Consider the following 18,960-nt stretch of genomic DNA (forward strand, 5'->3'; position numbering starts at 1 on the left):
ATATCAAATTTAATAATTTCAAATCTACTCTAAATAGCTTCTACTTAATCCATTCCGACATTTTATTTATTTTCCTATATTCACTAGGTTTATGTCCCATAATAACCCGAAATGCTTCTGCAAACTTACTAGCATTTTCATAGCCATATCGGTTAGCTATGCTGAGAATACTATCATCTGTATTAGTTAAATCCTTTGCCGCCTCCTTTATCCGCATGTGCTTAATATATTGATGAATGCTACTACCATAAATCCCTTTGAAACATTTTTTCAATGCTGTCGGTGCTAATCCATATGTTTTTGCCAACTCTTCAATAGTCGGTTTTTTGTGCAAATTTTTCATCAAAAATTCGTGCATACGTTTCACACTTTCCACATGTTTTCGTTCAAAATATGGCATACAGCAATCATTATCTGATGCGATGGTACTTAATAACAATATGATTTCCATACATTTCAATTGAAATAACTGTGGCATCACTTCATCGGGAAGATCATATAAACTTTTAAAAATGTCACTAAGTTTAGATTCTCTACGACATACAAACCCAAATTCAAAATCCTGACAAAAGCGATTACATATGTCACGAAGATCAATCCGATCATGTCCTACGAACTTATTCACCATCTCTTGGGCCTTGGGGATATAAATAGATAAATTGATACCTTTATAATAAGAGGTAGGAAACTTTGTAGAGTGCACATAGCTAGGTGACTCTTTCCACCCTACAGAAATATCGTTTTCATCCATATATAATACTTTTCCATTATCAAAGGCGCACTCAATACGCCCTTCTTTGCAATAATGGATTTCAAACATACCATCTAAGGGTTTTGCACGGTGACGGATTTCTTTCATGGTCACCTCTTGGAACGTCAATTCTACTCCACCGAATACAGGATAACTATACATCTTGGCCTTACCTCGAGGCGTATTCATCTCATAAATGGTGCCATGTTCCACCTCTGTACTAGATAGCAAATCTAAATCCATCACCTTTGGTTTAAACTTTTCTACAGCATGTATACTATTTTGATTCATATTTTCTCCTCTAAAAAAGCCCATTTGCTGTCTCATACGACTAACAAATGGGCCTCTTTTGCCGAATTACATCGCCTACTTTAATCTGAGTATCATTTCTAACACTCATTATATTTATAAATAGCAATGATTGTCAATATAAACTTTGTCTATCTAGATTATTTTAAATTAAACAGTGAAATTTCAATTTGCATAGTTTCGCATATTAATAGGAATAATTGTTCATATAAAATAATTTATATTTAGTTTAATTCAAGATATCTTTTTAGATTATTTATATAAAAACTTGATTATTTTCCCAAAATTTTATTCACTAAATTAGTAATATACTGCGATGTCTTACCATCTGTATTCTCATGTTCCGAAATTTGTGGAATCAACAAAAATCTAACAGGCAAATTCGACGCCCCTGGTGACATGTATTCTAATAGTAAATCTTCTGGTCTATCAAATACATCTAATAGCTGTGTGTCATAAATAGTTTCATGTCCCAAATACGGACCTTTTACAGGCACATCATAGGTGCGTACACCTTTAGAAGATGTAATCCTGAATGTGCCACTAAAAGCACCACCTAATGGATTAAAATACAAGGCATAGGGAGTATTTCCTTCTGTGTGTAACACATATACATTAGAAATACCATAATTTCCTTTGTTTTTTACCGACTTATTATTACTAGTCTCGTCAACACCACTAATAAAGGCATCTTCTCGATCATTGGCAATTTCAAAACTAGCTGGGCCTGCTTCACTATTAAACTGCGGTTCCACCACATGGAATCGACGCATTCCTTCATAGGTACCACGCAACTCTACTTCATCTATAGGATGAATTGGTAATAAAGGCAAGCCATATGTAACGGTTGACTTAGGTTCCATCACCGCCACAGATGCATATACTGGTTCCGTAGTAGAAACATCGATAATACCACTGAATAAATCATCTTTTTTTATAAGAACTTTTTCCAACTCAGTAAAAATAGGGCGCACTTCCCCAGGGCGTAATACAAATTCTGTACCACTAGTATTGTGTGATACTAATGAAATAGTTCTTGATGTAGTATCCTTTTTAATTGCCTCTTCAATTTTTTTTGCCTTTAATTTCTTCGATTGTGCAAGACTCTCTTTTTCTTTTTTAATTTCTTGTTGTAATCCTTTAGAACGAACAGGAATCGTTACACCTTCATTCGCCCAAGCACCTAAATCTAATGCAGTACTATTCACTTCTTTTTTCGAAAGCTCTCGTCCCACTTTAAAATAGTCAGGACTTGGTTTCGCATAGATAGCTCGTTCAATCTCTACAAATGCTGGAGCATTTCCTTTATTTTCCAATAAAATACCTACTTTCATAGGTTCTGTTCGTTCGTTCACATGATAAAAGTAAATACGACTTTTCCCATGAAGTGTACCTGCCCCTACAATCCCAGGCTCTTTCACATATTCTGGGCTATCGGACAATAATAAAGTATCTATCTCTTTAACAGTTTTTACCTCTAAGGGTGTAAATGTATACTCATCAATATTTACCGTTCTCGGTGCTTGTCCATACGTAGTGCCTAGCCCAAGTACTGTTAAAATGCTCCCTAATAACCATTGTTTCCATTGTATTCGATTCATTAATTTCATACTACCTCTATTCTATCGTAAGTCCCTCTGGCTCCCACTGTAAGGCGAGGGCTTCTAATTTACGCAAACGATGTCCAATACCAGATTTTGTCAATTCTCGCTTGTACTTTGTTTCATAGGCATCTACCAATTCTTGCAAACTACCATCCGGAAATTCCTGACGTAATATAGCTGCCTCATAAAGACGAACTGGCAAGGAGTCGAGACCTTGATGCTTATCAATAATACGTATCGCATCTAATTGACGCACTGCTGCATTCACCGTTTTTTGTAAATTTGCTGTTTCACAGTTTACTTGACGATTAATGGTGTTACGTACATCTTTCATAATTCGTACATTTTCAAAATTCATCAGGGCTGATTGAGCTCCCATAATTTGTAAACAAGAGGTCACCGCATCCCCTTCTTTTAAATACACTACAAACTCCTCTTTGCGCTCTACCTTTCGAGCATGCAATCGGAACATCTTTAAGACACGAATAATTTGATCTGCAAAGTCTTCCTTTGTAGTCATAAACTCTAAATGATAGTCACTTTGTGGCTTATTCACAGATCCGCATCCCAAAAAAGCTCCCCGCAAAAAAGCTCGACGTGATTCCATGTCTTTTAACCATTCATCTGGAATCATAGCATCCACAGGCCATAATTGTAACTCCTCTAGAGCAAGACGACTCTGTTCTGTAGGCTCTACCGTCAACGTATACATGTTCTTTTTGCGTAGGTTTAGCCCTTTACGCACTAGCACAGAAGTAGGCAAATCATACTGTTCTTTAATAATTCCTAGCACTCGTCTAGCTACTGCATTATTGGCCGTCACCAAACGTACCCCTACGCGTCCTTGCATACCTAGTAAAATGGACCCACCCATCCGTAATAAACAAGAGGCCTCTACCTTGGATGCCCACGCATCTTCTGTTTTAAATTGGCACAATTCATTTTTTACATCTTCTGCAAATGACATAGCCTCTCCTTTACTATTTCTACTAGAAAATAGAGCCTTTAGAGGCTCTACTTTCATACTTAATGATCTTCTCGCTGTAAGTAATATTCTAAAATGTGCGGTTCAATATCCGTCTGCAAAGCATAGACAACATCCATGACCACTTTCGCTAACCGATCAGAATTGTGGACCGCTTTATCTTGACTATCTACAAGATTTGCACGAACTGTCCGAATCCCCATCGATTGCAACACGTCCATATCTACGTCTACTGGTTCTTGCCCCGCTTGTTTATAGTGTTCTAATGTGGCATCTTGGATTCTGTTATCATTCACAAGAACTGTATCGATAATTCCCACCTCACTATGTGCTTCAATGGCTTTCACATGGTCAGACACAGTATACCCATCTGTTTCACCTGGCTGCGTCATCACATTGCAAATATAAATCTTAGCCGCTTTAGAGTTAGCAATGTGATCCGCTACCTTATCAATTAATAGGTTCGGCATTACCGAAGTATATAAACTGCCCGGGCCTAAAATGATGGCATCGGCTTCATCAATAGCTTGCAAGGCAGCTCCTACAGGAGATGGTCTATGTGGCTCAGTATAGACCTTCGCAATTGGCTTACCCGCATTAGGGATATTACTTTCCCCTTCTACGATGGTACCATCCGTCAATTTAGCAATCAGTTTGATTTCTTCTGTAGATGATGGAATAACACGTCCCCGAACTCGCAAGATCTTGCTAGAGGCTTCTAAGGCTTTTTCCACATCATCTTTCAGCACTTGAGTCATTGCTGTTAAGAATAAATTCCCAAAACTATGGCCCGATAATTCTGCTCCTTTAGTAAATCGATACTGGAATAGTTCTTCCATAAGTCCTTCTTTTTCCGCTAATGCTACTAAACAGTTGCGTAAATCTCCAGGAGCAATCATTTGAAAATCTTCTCGTAACCGACCAGAAGAACCTCCATCGTCTGCTACTGTAACAATAGCGGTTAAATTCGTGGTTTTACTTTTTAGCCCTCGCAATAGCATAGACAATCCTGTACCACCACCAATCACTACGATTTTTGGTCCTTGTCCTAAGCGAATTTTTTCAAAAATATAATCACTCACACCATCTTCTGTATTAGGCAAAATCGCATTCACAATGGTCTGAATGAGCTTACGTATCCCCCACAACATAGCTACCATACCCGCCACAATACCTGCTAAACCAAGACTGGCTATGACCGTATAGTTATAGGAGCCTGTAAGATGGAATAAAAATTCTAAGAAAATATCTTCAAAGTTGCTAATCCACTGGTAGTTCATCATCATAAGGACACCCACTACCAGCCAAATCGTGCCTAAAGAAAATAGGAATAGCCACCGCTTAATATTAATGCCTGGCGCAAACCAGCGCATCCAATTATTATATTTCATAGGCTTGAGAGACGAAGGAATCGTCCCACTCCTTTCTTTATAGATCTAATCTAGAACGTGGATTCACATCTTCTTCTACATGATTACGCATCATATCACGATGTTCCACAGAAACATTACAGCCTTTTTCTTTCAAATGTGCATATAATGCCTCTGCCATTGCTACGCTACGATGCATACCGCCTGTACAGCCTACAGCTACCACAAATTGGCTTTTTCCCTCTTGTTCATAGTTTGGCACAAGGAAATCTAGTGTAGTAAAGAAATGCTTTTTAAATTCATCAGTCACTTCAAAGGAGTGAATATACTCTTTTACCACTGGTACGCGCCCCGATTTATGACGATATTCAGGAATGTAATACGGATTCGGCAAGAATCGCACATCCCATACCATATCCGCATCATTAGGCATACCAAATTTAAAACCAAAACTTACCACTGTAATAGCCATGCCATCTGTTTGTTCTTTCACGTGGCTAAAAGTACGGCGCATAAATGATTTCAAGGCAGATGTTTTCATATTTGTGGTGTCGATAATATGATCCGCTTTGCTACGTACATCCGCCAAAAGTGCCCGTTCTTGTGACAGCCCTGTACTAATACGACCTGATGGTGCCAAGGGGTGACTACGACGTGTTTCTTTATACCGGCGAATCAAAGTATCATCGCTAGCTTCCATGAACACAATTTCATAAGGCACACTCATAGCCGTCAAATCATCTAAGGCACTATTTAAATCATCAAAAAATTCACGACTGCGGATATCTACCACTAAGGCTACTCGACTCACTTTAGTGCCTGCACTTTGACGACAAATTTCACTAAACTTAGGAATCAACACAGGAGGAATATTGTCGATACAGAAATATCCCATATCTTCCAAAACTTGCATCACTTGTGTTTTACCTGCTCCGGACATACCGGTCACAATGATTAAACGAAACCCTTCCATGAGGCCCTCCTACAAAATTTTATAATACATTCGCTTCAATCCATTTAGCGACGCCATCTTTTTCATTTGTGTCGCATACTTCTTTGGCAATTGTCTTCACATGTTCCTCTGCATTTCCTACTGCCACAGAATGGCCTGTTACTTGTAACATAGAAATATCATTTTCTGAATTACCAAAGGATACCATATCTTCTAAACCGATGCCCAATCGCTCGCCCATGAAAGCCAAAGCTTCCCCTTTGGACACGTGAGGTGCCACGATTTCTAGGAAATTCACTTTGGATCGAACTAACTCAACCATGTGGCCAACTTCTTTGGAAAGTATAGCAATCACCTCTGTCATACGTTCAGGCTCTTCCACCACTAATAGTTTGTTCGTTCCCTTTTGAGGGGCATAGATAGCATCTCCTACGTACACAGCCTTGGCACCTGTAATCTCTTCATAGAGACGAGAAAACTCTGTTTCACTGTGTACTAATAATTCATCATCAATATAGGACTGAATATAGATATTATGCTCTTTCGTGATGGCTAATACTTTGCGCGCTACCTCCGGTGGTATAGCTCGTTCCCAAATGAGTTCTTTACTTTCTACACGTTGGATGACACCGCCAGAATACAGTACCATCGGTACATCACCTAAGCCTAAGCGATGTGCTACAGGATATGCCGTTTGGTACATTCGACCTGTAGCAATGAGTACCTCAATTCCCTTGTCCTGTGCTTTTTTTAGCACTGCTTTTGTATAATCAGACACGGTATTATCATCACGTAACAGCGTATCATCTAAGTCTATAGCTAACAATTTCATGATATCACTCCTTTATCATATCTTTCATTATACCATATAACCACACATAACTACTGCATAAGTATCACTAAGATACAAACAGTTCTATCTAACATGATACAAAAGATGACACAACCATAGATGTTAGCTACGACTCTTAGATGTGCAGCTACTACATTGACGAAGACCCTAAAAAATCGCGACAGATTATACAATCTAGCATAGTACTAGTATGCAAACCTGTCGCAATTGTATTTCTTTATAGTTTAATGCCCTATTGATGTATTAAGAAAACAGATGATCTATGCCATCCATATCTAGAATAGTACCAATCGTAAATGGTCCAAAGATACCAAAACGAGCACTTACTTCATCAAATCGCATTTCATTGACGATTTTTTTAAACTGAATTGGATCATCACTCATCAATGTAATACCCCATTCCCAATCATCCATGCCAAAAGCACCCGTCGTAAACTCTTTGATAGTGTCCTCATATTTTTTACCAATTTGACCATGAGAACGCATCATACTACCACGACTTTGACGATCTAGCATATACCAATTATCTGTTAAATTACGTTGCTTAGCCATAGGGTAAAAACACATGCAAGCCAATCTAGGAATTTTAGGGTATAACCGGGCTTGCACTTTTGGATGGTCCTTCGGAGATTTCACATAATTGCTTACTTCAATAACAGATACGAAAGAAGATTCTGGCTGTAATACACTAAAGATTGGTAATTTTTTTAGTGTCAATTCTACTTCGTTCAACTCTTGCAAACTTGGTTGCAAGAACCAAAACATAATATCTCCCTTGTGACCATTGATTTGGTACATAGCATAGCTACTTGTATGGGCCTCATGAGCTGCTTCTAAATTTCCAATAAACGCCTTGAAAGATTGCAATGCTTCACTTTGTTGCTCACCGGACCAGCTTCTCCATTTTTCAAAATTAATGGAATAATTAGCGTGTAAGCTAAACCAACCTTCGTACGTTTCAGGCACTTTTTCTAGTCCTGTAGTATGTCCATGCATAGGTATTGCGCCTGCATGAACAGATTCTGTATGTGTATCCATAGGAACTACCTCCTTAGTTTCTTCTTTCCATACTGTTACCAATTCATAGGCTTGTTTGATGCCATCTGGCATGCCGACCCCTTTAAATGGAGTTCCAATTAATGCCAATCCTGGATAGTGTTCTTGGACATGGCCCATGAGGGTTGCCACTCGGTCTTTATGTCCCACTTCGTATTGGGGCATACTTTTTTGTAACCGTACCACTTCCATCCATTCTGGATTTCCTGTAAACTTCAATATATTTCGTATTTCTGAAAGCGCCAATTCACACAGTTCTTCTTCACTGTGCGTATCTACCGTAGAGTCTGTAGGTTTCCCTAAAAAGACGCGTAGTACCACCTTGTCTTGTGGTGTCGTTTGTGGCCACTTACTAGAAATGTAAGTACATGCCGTCAATGGCGTCTCTGTGCTGCGAGTAATCACAAAGCCTGTGCCTTGCAATGGTTTTGTAAACGCTGACTTCGGCAAACTCATAATGACAATGGCACAAGAAGATTGTTCCATATGCCGCAAGTCTTCAAATTTTTCATCTCCCAAAAAAAATTTTTCATAGGCTTTAGGTGGCGTAGTAATCACAAGACGGTCATAGGAGTCTGTACCGTTTTGTGTTTGCACTGTATAGAGCTTATCTGTGTATGATGCCTCTAGCACCTCAGTCGATGTGTGCAAAGAAACGTTCTTTGGCATTTGTTCCACAAGAGCATCTACTAATGATTCTAAACCTCCCGTTAATTGGGCAAATTGTCCTTCGGTAGCCGCCCCAGATTGTTTGCGCATACCTTGCATAGCCATCATACCTTTGACCAAGTTTCCATGCTTTTGTTCTAATTGACGAAATTCTGGAAAGGTTCCCAGTAAACTTAAGCGTTTTAAGTCTCCACCGTAGATACCAGATAAGAGAGGTTCAATTAATAAATTGACTAGTTCATCCCCTAAATGATACCGGAAAAAGGCATCGATACTCATATCTTCATTTCCTGGATATGGTTTCTTAAAAATATCTAATCCAGCTCGTAATTTACCAAACCAACTTAATAAGCTAGACATAGCAAAAGGAAGAAATTCTGTAGGGATGCCAATGATGGATCCTCCAGGGATAGGCTTCATTTGACCTTGATGATAAATATAGGATTCTCCCGTAGCATTACGTACCAAGGTATCACCTAATCCCAATTCCTGTACCAAATCTGTCATAGATGTTTTTCTGGCTAAATACGAATCAGGCCCCACTTCTACCACATAGCCATCGCGACGTTTTGTTTGTACCTTTCCACCCCAACGATTCGAAGATTCTAGGACATGAATGTCCCAGTTAGGAAATGCTTTGCCCATATAATACGCTGCAGATAAGCCCGTTAGACCACCACCAATAATTGCTACTTTCATATTATCCCTCCTTCAAGAGAGCTGTTAATACACCATGCGCCATGGCTTTCACAAAGAGAGTGTCACGATCTGGCATAGGCACTCGCACATAAGATATACCTAAGTGATCACATTGTTCACGACGTTCCACATCTAAATCATAAGATACTTCCATATGAGTGCAAGTAAAGCCGATAGGCATATATACCACATGGGTATGCCCTTCTGCGCCCGCTTGTTCCGTAACCATTTCTACCGTAGGTGTTAGCCATTCCCCACGAGTGCCTGCACTTTGCCAAGCTAGGGTAGCATTGGGCAACACCAATTGATCTGCTATAGATTGCATCACCCGTTGTAAGCTATGCACATATCCATCATAGGAAATTCCTTGCATCAGTGGCACACTATGTCCAGTAAAGACATACAGCGGTTTCGCCGTAATAGGCAATGTACGCATAGTCTTCTGTACTCGGTCTGTCCAAGATTGCACTAATGTCGGTATATCTGCCCAATGTTGTACTACCTTCCATCGGTCATTCATAAACGGTTTCAGTGGCTCTAGATAGGATGCATTTAATATGTCTGTTCCATAAGGATTCATCATAAGTACCACTACTGTATCATAGTGGCCCAATTCCTTCGCTACATCCCCGATGAGTGGTTCTATATATTTATGTGCTTGTACCACCGTTACCTTTGCAAAGGGTAGTTCGTTTTGTAACTCTTCTTGTAACCGCTCTACTTGCCATGCGGTAGACTCCATTAACTGAGATTGTCCACCAATGCGTTCATACTTATGTCGCAATCCTTGTAATTCTTTGTCACTTGGCCCGTGACCTCTCCGTATGCGGGTATAATATGTTTTCACATCTTCTAAGGAGCGGGGAGAGCCATAATCTAATACCAATACACAAACTTGTTGTATCTCTTTATCCTCTGTCATGTACATACTCCACTATGTTTCGCAATACTTTAGGATTCGCATCTGGCACAACACCGTGGCCTAAATTAAAAATATGCTTTCCATGAGCAGCACCTTCTGCCAAAATACGATCAATTTCACCTTGAATTGTCTTCCAATCTGCAAATAAATAGGCAGGGTCCAAATTCCCTTGTAATGTTTGCTTGATGCCCATCGCACTTGCTTCTGCAATGGAGCATCTCCAATCGCAACCGATTACATCTAATGGTAATTCTTTCCACACTGGGAATAAATGCTTAGTACCTACGCCGAACATAGTGATAGGAATATGAGGATATCGTTCTTTAATAGTCCCAATAATATGTTTCATATACGGAAATACACCATTTTCATATTGTTCCATGGAAAGGGCTCCAATCCATGAATCAAAAATTTGAATTGCATTCACACCCGCCTGAATTTGACCTTCCATATAAGTAATGGACATAGTAGTCAATCGCTCCATCAAAGCATGCCAAATCTCAGGGGTTGCCACTAAACATTGACGAGTTTTCTGGTAATTCTTAGAAGGGCCACCTTCAATCATATAGCTAGCCAATGTGAAAGGAGCTCCTGCAAAGCCAATTAAGGGAACTGTAAGCATTTCTTTCGTCAACATTTGGATCGTTTTCACCATAAAGTCCAATGATTCTTCTACCACAATATCCCGTAGCTTTTCCACATCATCTTTGGACCGAATGGGATTAGAAATCACTGGCCCTATACCAGATTTTATGTTCACATCTACGCCCATAGGCACCAAAGGAGTCATAATATCTTTGTACAAAATAGCCGCATCCACATCATACTCATGAACGGGAAGAGCTGTTACTTTTGCACATAATTCCGGTTGATGAGTAATCTCAAATAGGCTATATCGCTCTTTAATCTTGCGATACGCCGCTTGACTTCGCCCCGCTTGACGCATAAACCAAACCGGTCTGCGGGACACTGACTCACCTGCAATCATTTGCAAATAATCCTGTCGTTTTTCCATATATAATTACACCTTACCTTTTACCAAACCAAACTTGGATTCTATACTCTATTGTAGCATATAGCGCATGTATTTACCTATATATTCTATCACTAGTTATATGCTCTATATTGAGAAATATTTATAAGTTCTGCTCCTAACATATGAGCAATTTCTTTGGCACGGTTCATACGTACAAAACTGGTGTCTGTATCGATAACCGTCGTTTGTATTCCCTGATTCGCAAGCCATCTACCGATGTCGTCTAGTCCCTGCAGTGCTTGTGAGGTGACCTTCCCATCTGTAATAATTACAACCTTTGCCTGTACATGCCCCATTTGAGACATGTCATTGCCTATCTGTTTGACCGCTTCCTCAATACCTTTTACAAAGGGCGTTATGCCCCCAATACGAGCTTCTCCCAATGCTTTGGGGATGGTCTCAATTCGCTGTGTCAGCGGCACCACACATTGCGCCCCATGCTTTTGAAAGGTGATGAGCGATACATACTGTCGTTTTACATACATCATCTGTACCAATTGCGAAAGTAACTTCTCTGCCCCCTGTAATCGTTGTCTCTGCCCCATAGATCCACTTGTATCAACTACTAAATAGATGGCTTCTTTTGGTATTTCCTGATACATAGCATATCTGATATCTTCTATAGTTAGCCGAATCGGTACTTTCCGACTGCGTACAATCCCTTGTACTATCGTTGGTATCCATGCAATGGTTCTCCCCATAGTTCCTTGACGATGTACCTTAGGGCCTCGACCGTCATCACTGATGTCTATGTGTTTCTTTGCCAGCCCAGATTGCAACATCCCATATAAATGTAACACCTGCGTTTCCACTGCTTCTGAAAGTGCAAAGGACTCCTCTACCTTACCTCTATTGGGCTTACGTTGACCTTGTCCGTTAGTATCTGTTTCTTCCTCTGTTCCATCATGACTAGTGTCAAGTTCCACTTCTGTCTGATCTAGTTCCAGAGTGGTTTCCTCTTTTGATTGTCCATCATGAGCTTCATCGCTATCTGTCATCATCCCCTGAGGCCCCTTCCCTATTGTCTCATCACGGTCCTTTTCCCTATCCATACCTTGTGAGCTATTGTCCTCTTGTTCTCGGTTTGAACTGACCTCTTTCGTTTTCTCTTGTTCCCTTCTTGCCTCATTGGATGGCATTCGGTCAGATGAATCCTGTGCCTCTCTATCTTGCTGTATCCGAGGGTTCACTAGGTTCTTCATTTTCTGTGGTAATGTCCATGGAAGTACTGTTTCTACATCAGCTGGCTCCACAAATTGATGGCCTTTTTCTCTAGCTAGACCTATGGCCGCTTTTAGTAAAATATATTCCATGCCCATAAAGGAAATGTTGAATCTCTCTACTAAACTGGAAATATATGTATATATGCTATCATGCACGTTTGGGATTCCAGGTGCATCCATTAATTTCCCCTTAGAACAAATCGACTCTTCTCCATGAGTTCCATATACATCTACTGATATTCCCTCCCTGTGGTAACTTTCACAAGTCGTACCGTTCTCATATATATCTGCATGGTCTCTATCTGCTAGGATCCGCACTCTAGTATCCACATCTGGGGATTCTATGGGTATCCACAAATCCATATCATAGACCCATTGCGATAGCCCTTCTGTTCCTGTATAGGTCCCAATGATTTGTAGCGGTCTTCCTGCTTCGTACCGATGATTTTGCTCGTAAAGAATCCGTAACCACATGGACCGGTCAAAGTGATCCAATCCTTCGCAGATAAGCAAGTCATACACGTCCCAAGGATGTGCTTGTTTTACAATTTGAGCTGTTTCTAAGGTCCTTTGTATATCCACTGCTTCCTGCATAGCACTCACATCTGTGTGGGATGTAATCGTCGTATAGGTTCGGCCCCTATCAAGCAATGCTTGTAACAGAGCATACGTTTTTCCCGTTCCCACTTCACCTGAAATCAGTAATGTCCGCAACAAAGGTTCTTGCAAAAAGAGGTGAATGCCTGTATTCAGTTGTACACTCATACCATTCACCTCCTTTAACAAAATCTTTGATGATTCTACTACTTCTGTATCCCTTCATAGGTGGCCCATAGATTCTCTAACATAGTTTCATCAAATTCACGTTGCTCAAAAGGTTTCCGCTTCATCCGATGAGATACCACAAGCGGTGTCAACTGTTTCAGATGATCCATGGTCACATGGGGCTCCCCCTGTAAGGCCGCCAAAGCACGGCTACTATTGAGCAAGGTAATATCTGAACGATGTCCCTCTACGCCTAGGGTAATAGATATATTGGCAATCAATTCTAATAGATTTGCATCTACCCCAATGGTAGGCAACGCTTTACGCGCTGTTTCAATGGTTTTACGCAACGCTTCATCGTCCTTCCTGTAGGACTCAATAAATGCTTGTGGTGTATCTTCAAAAGCCAATCGACGACGCAATACTTCCATCCGCAATGCTACATCTGTTTCTGCTTTCACAGTCACCGATAGACCAAAGCGATCCAACAATTGCGGACGAATAGCCCCCTCTTCGGGGTTCATGGTGCCCACCAAAATAAATCGTGATGGATGACTATGGCTAATGCCCTCACGTTCAACCCGATTCACACCCATCGCCGCCACATCTAGCAATGTATCCACTAAGTAGTCCTCTAGTAAATTGACTTCATCCACATAGAGAATATTTTCGTGAGCCTCAAATAAAATGCCTGGAGAAAACTTTTGCTTCCCCTCTTGCAGCATCCGCTCAATATCCAAAGTTCCCACCAATCTGTCTTCCGTGCAATGCAATGGAAGGTCAACCACTTTCATCGGTGTGCCATCACGATGCATCGGCAGCACCTTGGCTAAGCTTCGTACCGCCGTCGATTTTGCCGTTCCCTTATCACCCTGTATCAATACACCACCTACCCGTGGGTCTACCGCATTGAGGAGTAAGGCCAATTTCATTTGATCTTGTCCTACTAAGGCTGTAAAAGGATATATAGTACTCATGTTAGTCTCCTTACGTTTCATCATAATACCCCTCTAGATCATCTTCCAAGGACATTGCCACATCGCGCAATCCTTCTATACGTTCCGCACTGGTCTTCCAAAGTCCTCGTTGTTCTGCTTCTAATAAAGTAGTACAAATGGCCCCTAATGCCCAAGGATTGACTTGGCGCATCCAGTCCTGTACGTCCTGATTCATGACATACTCGTCTGTATAGGCATCATACATCCAATCTTGAATCATATCACTAGTGGCGTCCCATTCATAGGTATGTTGTACATAGGAAGCCATATCCGCTGCCCCCTTGTAGCCGTGTTTCATCATGCCCTCTATAAAAATAGGGTTCATTGGTTCACTACGGAACTGACGCTGAATTTCATCTTCTAAGGAACGCACCAAAATATCTTTACGATACGTGGTATCTCCTATAAATGATTTCGGCTTAATACCTTTCACCGCCTCCACAGCAGCGATCATCCCACCATGATAGGCATTGAAATCATCTGTACTTAACAAACTCACCTCTCGGTTATCTTCATTTTTCACAGTCACTTCGATGGAACCTAATCGCTTGCGAAACTGTTGATGGCTTGGAATAATTTCCCCTTGCTCATCATATCCATAGCCACCCCAGGTGACATAGGCATTGGCTAAATCTTCACGAGTAGACCAGTTGCTTTGTTCTAGAATTTGATTCACTCCTGCCCCATAGGCACCTGGTGCATCCCCAAAGACACGAATCGTAGTAGCCTTGATAGCTTCTTCATAGTCCATACCGTCTTCTACTAATGCAGCTGTATCCAGGTCTATATGTTTTTTTACGTAATTCACACTATGATCTTCATCAAGGGCGTTTATCATTTGCACCGCTTTTGCAATCCACATGACACCGGAAGGCATCATATCTCGGAATAGTCCACTAATACGGCTTGTTACATCGATGCGTGGTCGCCCTAATTCCTCGAGAGGTATAACTTCTAAATCGGACACACGACTTCCTGTATAAACTGGTCGTACACCCAATAAATAGAATACTTCACCAATACATTGTCCATGAGTGCGTTGCGTGTTGTCTGCCCACAAGACAATACCGATTTCCTCTGGATATCGCTGTTCTTCTCGAATATATTCATTGAGCAATGCATCGCCTAGTTCACAACCGATGGCATAGGCAGGCACGGTCGGCAAGGTCCGTTCATCAACGCCATAAAAATTGCGCCCCATCGGTAGCACCCCGATACCACCATTAGTAACAGCCCCACCGATATTAGGTGGAATATAGTTTCCTTCTAAACCTCGTAATAATTGGCACATTTCTTCTGTGGTTTGGCGCAACCCTGCGAGGTAAGTTTCACACAGCGTTTCTTTCTGTGCATCATCTGGCACACCATGCATGTCTATGAAAGCATCTATATACCCAGCTTCTTCCTCTGTAGTTGGATTTTGCCCTAAAATATGCAAGCCACAACGAATATGACGATGTTGGATGTCCATCAAATAGTTATGAATATCCCCTAACAGTTCTTCTACCTCGTCTACATGAATGGAGTCAGCTAAGGCACGCCACTCTTCTTCACTGACAGATCTATCTGCCACAAAGTGTGCCTGACCGCCCTCTTGATACCAGTCGAAGGGTTCGCACAAGTGCTCTAAATGACACTCTTTCACGGATGATAATATATACCCTAGTACCACTTGCTCTTGGTTTGTTTCCTGCGCTTTCATATGGTCATATTCGTCCAAATACCGTCCTAGCGTTTCATAGTCACCATACAAACCGGAACGCTTCATAGGTGGCGATAAATAGCTAAGTAAAACAGCATGGCTACGCCGTTTTGCTTGAATGCCTTCACCAACGATGGTTGTCCAGTACGGATAGAGATTAGGTATATCTTCGATACCTAACTGAGGGTAACAATAGGAACTTAAAGCCGTTCCCTTACCGGGCAACCATTCTAAGTTACCATGTGTCCCCATATGAATCGCCACATCGGCTTGAAATACAGTACGCACCCAATGATATACTCCCTCATAGTGATGCGTAGGCGGAATATCCGGCGAATGGTACAAAGCATCTGGATTATCACTAAATCCACGTGGCGGTTGTACTAATACCCACACATTGCCAAAGGGCACTCCTGGAATAATGAGTTCCTCATCTTCTACAAAAATCTCTCCTATAGGCTGTCCCCAATGTTGTAGTAGTGATTCTTGGGTAGCACTATCCAGCTTTGAAAACCACGTCCTATACACTTCTTTCGGTAGTTTCGGGGCTTTCTCTACGGCTGAATCGGTCAAGCAATCTACATCATTCGTAGCATGTTTGGTCAGTATCATCATTAGATCTTCACTCGTTTGAGGGATACCATCTACTGTATATCCGTTCTGTTGTAATTCTTGCAACAACCGTAGTACAGATTCTGGCGTATCTAGCCCACAGGCATTGCCAATATGTGAATTTTTGGGAGGATAATTATGAAGGAATAGAGCAATCTTTACTTCTGACCTATGTTTCTGTTGCAATGCAATCCATCGTTTGGCTTGGTCTACTAACTTTTGAATCCCTTCAGGATATGGTTTGAAATAGTAGCCTCTTTCCTCTGAGTACGTTCTGGTCCCTACAATATGACCGTTTAAAATGCCATCTATTTCCGGCAATGACAAGGAAAAGGATATATCCATAGGCTCTAACCCTTGTGAACGTGTTTGCCAGCTTTCAAGAGTAGTATAGGTAACAAAGCCCTGCACGATAGGGATTCCTAAATCCGTCATTTCATCACGACTCGCCCCCTGCAAGCCAATGATGGAGAACTTGCATGTATTAATGATGAGAGATATTTTCTCTTTCACTTGATGATCAAACAACATGTGCCAACAATCGTACCACCGCAATTGTCCACCAGATTTACTGCTGTATTGACCAAATACTAATACCGGCGATAACCCTTGTTCTAATGCACGATCATACAGTGCATAGGGATAGTCTAATTGACCTTGCACCCATTCATCTCGATAGAAGAAAATGCCTACCACTGGACCATCATGATCATAGTCCTTACGATATGCCTCATAGGATGGATACACTTCCCCTTGTCTGCCTAAAATACCTTGGTATGGTAGTTCTTTCACCGGTTCCACTGGCCCTGTATAACCTTGTAAGGATAGCATATATTGGCACAGTCCATAAAAGTTTTCTGTTCCTCCTTGATGTAAATAAGCTTGAATTTGGCCGATGTCTTCATCTGCAATACCATATCGCTGTACATCCGACGCTGAATCATGGAATAGTAATACATAAGGAACTTGTTTCTGTGTAATATATTTGTGAATCCCTTTTACCAAAGGAGTATCTAAGGTACTGCCTACATGAGTAAATAGTACTATATCCGTACCATCAATCGCCCTCTGAACATCTTCTAACTCTATATTTTCAGATGACAGAAAGACTATGCCCAAGGACATAGTCTCATCTGTATACTTCTGTTCTATTTCTTTAGCCCATTGCCAATGCTTCGTCATAGACGTAATGAGTAATATAGAATGTTTCATATCGTACTCACCACAATACGTAATGCCTTCCCTTTCATCATTACTGCCTCCTATAGTTGATTTTTATTACCAAGTGTATATCCACTGCCCATAGTGAATCACTATGTAGTACATATTAATCAGCATATACTCTCTATACTTAAATAATACTATATTTCGAAGTAATAAGTAAAACATACAAAAAAAGCCGTCACTATTGTGACGGCTTTTACTATGTATAAGACTATCTAATTAGTCAATATGGATACCATGGATTTCTTCAGCTAGACGTTTTAACGCTTCTACTGTACGAACGCCTGGTGTAATTTCAGACAATTTTACGCGGATGAAATGATTTTCTTGTACCGCTTTAATTGTTTGTAATTGAGGGTCAGCTTTAATTTTAGCTACTTTTTCTTGGAAATCATCATCGTTGCGGATGGAATTACCATAGTCAGGAATTATGATGTAATCAGGATTTTGTTGAACTACAGTTTCCCAAGAACCTTTCGCCCAAGTTTTATCTACCCCTAAACCACTCATTACGTTATCAGCACCGATTAAACGCAATACGTTAGTTGTGTAACCTTCGAATACTGTGAAAGGTTGTCCATCTTGGGAGTCATATACGAATACACGTTTATGTGGAAGGTCTTTCAATTTAGCTTGTACTTTTTCTAGCAAAGCACGTTGACCTTTTACCCATTCTTCTGCTTTTGCTTTCACGCCGAAGATTTCACCTAATTTAATCATATCTTTGAAATTAGTTTCTAAGTCAGCTTGTGTAGATAAAGCAGACTCTGGAATCCAAATGTTTACTTTTTGAGCAATCATTTTATCTGCAGGGATACCTTCTTTACTGAAAGAATCTTCCCAACCTGTAGCGAAATCAGGTTTTACAGACATAAACACTTCATAAGAAGGCCATTTTTCAGCTAATACTTTTACTTTGCCATAGGCTTCTTGTAATGGTGGATAGATTTCTTCTTCTTGGAAAGCTGTACCCGCCATTTTATCTTCCAAGCCTAATTGTAACATCATTTCTGTTGTAAACTGAGACATGGATACGGCATGTTTAGGAGATTCTTTCACAGCAAATTCTGTTTGTTTGCCTTCAAATGTTTGATTCCAAGTCACTTCTGTGCCAGTTTTTGCTTGTTCTTTTTCAGAACCACAGCCTGCTACTGCCAAAGCACCACATACTAAAGCTGTTAATACAAAGCCTTTAGATTGTTTCCAATTACTTAACATAATCTTCCCTTT

Annotated in this window: 13 protein-coding genes; all 13 read right to left on the reverse strand. The window is 40.7% G+C overall.

All coding sequences use genetic code 11. The features are described from left to right. Nucleotides 1-40: 40 nt before the first annotated feature. The gene (locus EO114_RS01920) at nt 41-1,042 is read right to left on the reverse strand and encodes an AraC family transcriptional regulator (RefSeq protein WP_164723737.1); all 1,002 of its coding nucleotides are present in this window, start codon (nt 1,040-1,042) and stop codon (nt 41-43) included. 290 nt (nt 1,043-1,332) lie between these two features. Beyond that, a complete protein-coding gene (locus EO114_RS01925; RefSeq protein WP_127061204.1) occupies nt 1,333-2,670 on the reverse strand; it encodes a hypothetical protein in 1,338 nt (445 codons plus the stop codon). Nucleotides 2,671-2,677: 7 nt separating this feature from the next. Continuing rightward, nucleotides 2,678-3,631 carry a DNA-binding protein WhiA gene (whiA, locus tag EO114_RS01930; RefSeq protein ID WP_127061206.1) on the reverse strand — a complete coding sequence of 318 codons (954 nt, stop codon included), beginning with the start codon at nt 3,629-3,631 and terminating at the stop codon, nt 2,678-2,680. Nucleotides 3,632-3,690: 59 nt separating this feature from the next. Next, nucleotides 3,691-5,040 (reverse strand): gluconeogenesis factor YvcK family protein, encoded by a 1,350-nt coding sequence (gene yvcK / locus EO114_RS01935; RefSeq protein ID WP_164723738.1) that lies wholly within the window; start codon nt 5,038-5,040, stop codon nt 3,691-3,693. Nucleotides 5,041-5,077: 37 nt separating this feature from the next. Further along, nucleotides 5,078-5,992, reverse strand: coding sequence for an RNase adapter RapZ (gene rapZ / locus EO114_RS01940; protein WP_009353656.1), 915 nt, complete (start codon nt 5,990-5,992; stop codon nt 5,078-5,080). Between the two features lie 19 nt (nt 5,993-6,011). Next, the gene (locus EO114_RS01945; protein ID WP_127061208.1) at nt 6,012-6,803 is read right to left on the reverse strand and encodes a Cof-type HAD-IIB family hydrolase; all 792 of its coding nucleotides are present in this window, start codon (nt 6,801-6,803) and stop codon (nt 6,012-6,014) included. 264 nt (nt 6,804-7,067) lie between these two features. Further along, nucleotides 7,068-9,248, reverse strand: a complete 2,181-nt coding sequence (gene hemG, locus EO114_RS07960; RefSeq protein ID WP_240629046.1) for a protoporphyrinogen oxidase — start codon at nt 9,246-9,248, stop codon at nt 7,068-7,070. Between the two features lies 1 nt (nt 9,249). Next, nucleotides 9,250-10,170: a ferrochelatase gene (gene hemH / locus EO114_RS01960; RefSeq protein ID WP_164723739.1), complete on the reverse strand. Its 921-nt coding sequence runs from the start codon at nt 10,168-10,170 to the stop codon at nt 9,250-9,252. Continuing rightward, the gene (gene hemE, locus EO114_RS01965) at nt 10,157-11,185 is read right to left on the reverse strand and encodes a uroporphyrinogen decarboxylase (RefSeq protein ID WP_127061210.1); all 1,029 of its coding nucleotides are present in this window, start codon (nt 11,183-11,185) and stop codon (nt 10,157-10,159) included. Before hemE ends, hemH begins: the two co-directional genes overlap by 14 nt. A gap of 92 nt (nt 11,186-11,277) precedes the next feature. Next, on the reverse strand, nt 11,278-13,194 hold the full coding sequence (locus EO114_RS01970; RefSeq protein WP_127061212.1) for a VWA domain-containing protein: 1,917 nt from the start codon (nt 13,192-13,194) through the stop codon (nt 11,278-11,280). A 38-nt stretch (nt 13,195-13,232) separates the two neighbouring features. Beyond that, the gene (locus EO114_RS01975) at nt 13,233-14,171 is read right to left on the reverse strand and encodes an ATP-binding protein (protein WP_127061214.1); all 939 of its coding nucleotides are present in this window, start codon (nt 14,169-14,171) and stop codon (nt 13,233-13,235) included. A 10-nt stretch (nt 14,172-14,181) separates the two neighbouring features. Next, complete coding sequence (locus tag EO114_RS01980; protein WP_127061216.1) at nt 14,182-17,718, reverse strand: cobaltochelatase subunit CobN; 3,537 nt, start codon at nt 17,716-17,718, stop codon at nt 14,182-14,184. Nucleotides 17,719-17,949: 231 nt separating this feature from the next. Next, nucleotides 17,950-18,948, reverse strand: coding sequence for an ABC transporter substrate-binding protein (locus EO114_RS01985; RefSeq protein WP_127061218.1), 999 nt, complete (start codon nt 18,946-18,948; stop codon nt 17,950-17,952). Nucleotides 18,949-18,960 lie beyond the last annotated feature (12 nt).

Origin of the sequence: Veillonella sp. 3627 (genome assembly GCF_003992195.1) — a bacterium.
Taxonomy (GTDB): Bacteria; Bacillota; Negativicutes; order Veillonellales; family Veillonellaceae; genus F0422.